Here is a 2,967-nt window from a genome sequence, read left to right on the forward strand (position 1 = left end):
CGCGTCCCCACCGCCCCCGGCCCGCCGGTCGGCGTGGAACCGCCCGACCAGCAGGGCCAGCACCCGGCGGAACCGTGACGGCGCGGGCGCGCCGCCACCGGTCCGCACGTAGTGCGGCCTCCGCGGGTAACCCGCCGGTCCGGGGCGCTCCTCGCTCACCGGGCACTCCTCACCTGCCCGAGGAAGCCCTCCCCCTTGGGAGCCCCTGGCCCCGGGACGTCCTCGAACTCCTCGTACACCACCTCGTTCCAGGGTCCCACCGGGATGCGCGTCGCCGCGTTCACGGCAGGGATCACGGTGTCACCGGCGCACGGTGCGGGTGGGGCCGTCGTCCTGCCTGCCCGAACTCCGTCCACCCGCCCGCACCCGGGAACCGGACCCCGCTACACCACTGCCGGTTCGGCGCGGTCGCGCAGTCGCGAGGGACGCAGCGCGACGAGGGCCGTCACCCCACCGAGGAACACGGCCGCCGCGGTGAACGCCGCCGCCGGGTCGGCCCGGTCCGCCAGCAGGCCGCCCGCGGCCGAGCCCAGGGCGCCGCCCAGGTTGTAGGCGGTGTTCACCCAGGCCCCGGCCTCCGTGCGGGCGCCGGCCGGGACGAGGTCCTCGACCAGCAGGTAGCCGGTGACCAGCAGGGCATCCGTGCAGGCGCCCGCCAGGAACAGGCCGAGCGCGGCGCCCGGCGGGGCGAACAGCACCGCCGGCAGCCCGTAGCAGACGGTCGCCGCGGCCGCGAGCAGCAGCAGCCGCCGTCCCGGTGCGGCCCGCCAGGCCAGCCGCCCGTACACCAGGCCGCCGACCGCGCCGCCCACCGAGAACAGCGCGAGCAGCGGCCCGGCCGCGCCGGCACCCCAGGCGGCGACCACCACCAGCTCGTCGACCGCGAGTGCCGCCGCGACGGCGCACACCACCGCCAGCAGCGGAGCGAAGCCGGGCGCCCGCAGCGGACCGAGGACCGTGCCGCCCGCAGCAGGCTCCGGAAGGGCCGCCGGCCGGCCGCGCAGCGCCCGGGCGAACGCGGCGAATCCGGCCAATGCGAGCAGGGCGCAGACGGCGAGCGCCCGGGCGGCCGTGGTGTGCGCCGCGAGCAGTCCGCCGAGGACCGGACCGCAGGCGAAGATCGTCGACTCGGCCACCGTGTCGAGGCTCAGCGCGCACCGGCGCTGCTCCTCGCCGTCGGTCAGCTCGCCCCACACCGTGCGCATCAACGGCCCGACGGGCGGCGGGAAGACGCCGGCCGCCGCGGCCAGCAGCACGGCCGCCCAGGACGGCAGGCCGACGGCGGAGCCGGCCGCCAGCGCGAACAGCAGCAGGGTGTAACAGCACGTCAGGACCATCAGTGCGGCGGGCCGCCGGGACACCAGCCGGGCCCGGGCCGGGCCGAGCAGCGCCGAGAGCAGGCCGAACACACCGGCGGCCGCACCGGCCGCCGCGAACGAGCCGGTGCCGTCGCGGAGCGCGAGCAGCAGCGGCAACGGGAGGACGCCGTAGCTCAGCCGGGCGAGGAGCGCCGCGGCGAACGGCGCACGGGCATGCGGAAGGGAGAGGACAGCGCGATAGCCGACGCTGCCCCGGAAGGATCGGGACACGGGTGATCTCCGGTACGGGGAACGGACATGACGGGTCGACGGATCGCCGCCCCGACCCGCCCGCGGAAGGGGCGAGGGGCGGCCGGAGTCGACCTGTCAGTGCGGCCCGGAGATGTCCATGCCGAGATCCTACGGCCCCCCGCCACCCGCCCACCACCGCCTTCACCGAACCGGTTCCGCCCGCGGCGGCGCTCCCCCCCCCGGGCGGCCGGCGAGCAGCAACCCCGCTGACGGCGGCGGGTCCTAGGCTGCGCCGGGTGGACGTCGACGATCTCGCGTGGCAGGCGGTCAACCTCGGTGGGGGTTCCGCACCGGGTGGTGGGCTCGCTCAACGGGAGGCGGCCGATCGCCGATGGGCCGCCCGGGCCCGCGAGCAGGGCAGCGGAGCTGCACCGAGGAACCACCGTTCTAGCAGCAGCCCTCACGGCGCTCAGGTGGTCGATCCAGGGGCACGTGGGGCACCTCCCGGCCGCCGGGCCGGGGGCAGCTGCGCAGTCCGGGAGCGGTGCTCCTGGCGGGTCCGGCTCACCCCTGGTCCGCGCGGTTGCCCGGCGTTCGGTGGGCGAAGAAGGCGCTCATGCCGTCGACGTCCGAGAGGTAGCTGTCGATCGCGGTGATCACGCCGTCCCGCACGGTGAGGACGGTGGCGAGGTGTTCGTCGAGTTCGCGGCCGTCGGCGGCGACGGCGGTGTTGTGGAGCGAGAGGGCGACGCCGTGCCGGCCGACGAGGACGTGGAGCAGTTCGGTGCGGACGCCGCGTCCGGCGATCTCCCAGGCGCGGGTGGCGGCGGCGTCGCGGCCGTGCACGGTGCCGGAGATCGTTCCGCTGCCCGGCATCGACCAGACGACGTCCTCGGCCAGCAGTGCCCGCAGCCCCGCGTCGTCGCGTGCCCCGAACGCGGCGAGGAACCGCTCCGCGACCCGTGCGTGTCCGCTGCTCTCCACCATTCCGGCTCCTCCCGAGGGCGATTCGTCCTGGACCGACCCTAGGCCGCCGTGCGGCCGTCCGAACAGTCCCGGACGGGTGGTGTTGATACCGGTGTCAGCAACACTCGGACGCCCGCGGCGGCCACCGCCCGCTGCTGCCAAGGAAATCCGTCCGTTTACCGGTCAGTAGCCAATTCGTCCCGGAGCCTTGACGGGTGCTTTGCCGCTCGCGATTCTCGGGTGGATCCCGCACGGCATGCGCAGTACAAATCCCCCCACCGCCTCCCGATGAAGCGAGGTGCGATTCCTTGACCACGCATCACCGCCGCAGAAGCCGCACGGCCACCACCCTCGTGGCGTTGCTTCTCGCCCTCACCGCCGGTGCCTTCGGCGCCGTCCGAGCCCCCGCGGCGCACGCCGCCGGCGGCTGGTGGGAGCCCGCGGCCCGACC

Annotated in this window: 3 protein-coding genes; all 3 read right to left on the reverse strand. The window is 75.9% G+C overall.

Features of this window, described 5'->3' with window-relative positions:
* Positions 1 to 155: 155 nt before the first annotated feature.
* The gene (locus ABZ641_RS31290; protein WP_359987267.1) at positions 156 to 284 is read right to left on the reverse strand and encodes a hypothetical protein; all 129 of its coding nucleotides are present in this window, start codon (positions 282 to 284) and stop codon (positions 156 to 158) included.
* A 99-nt stretch (positions 285 to 383) separates the two neighbouring features.
* Positions 384 to 1,589, reverse strand: coding sequence for an MFS transporter (locus ABZ641_RS31295; protein ID WP_359987269.1), 1,206 nt, complete (start codon positions 1,587 to 1,589; stop codon positions 384 to 386).
* Positions 1,590 to 2,114: 525 nt separating this feature from the next.
* Complete coding sequence (locus tag ABZ641_RS31300; RefSeq protein WP_344626917.1) at positions 2,115 to 2,537, reverse strand: nuclear transport factor 2 family protein; 423 nt, start codon at positions 2,535 to 2,537, stop codon at positions 2,115 to 2,117.
* Positions 2,538 to 2,967: the final 430 nt, after the last annotated feature.

Origin of the sequence: Kitasatospora sp. NPDC007106 (assembly GCF_040634455.1) — a bacterium.
Taxonomy (GTDB): Bacteria; Actinomycetota; Actinomycetes; order Streptomycetales; family Streptomycetaceae; genus Kitasatospora; species Kitasatospora arboriphila.

Coding starts and splice junctions, on each gene's coding strand:
- ABZ641_RS31300 (WP_344626917.1), bottom strand. CDS start 2,537: ATGGTGGAGAGCAGCGGACACGCACGGGTCGCGGAGCGGTTCCTCGCC.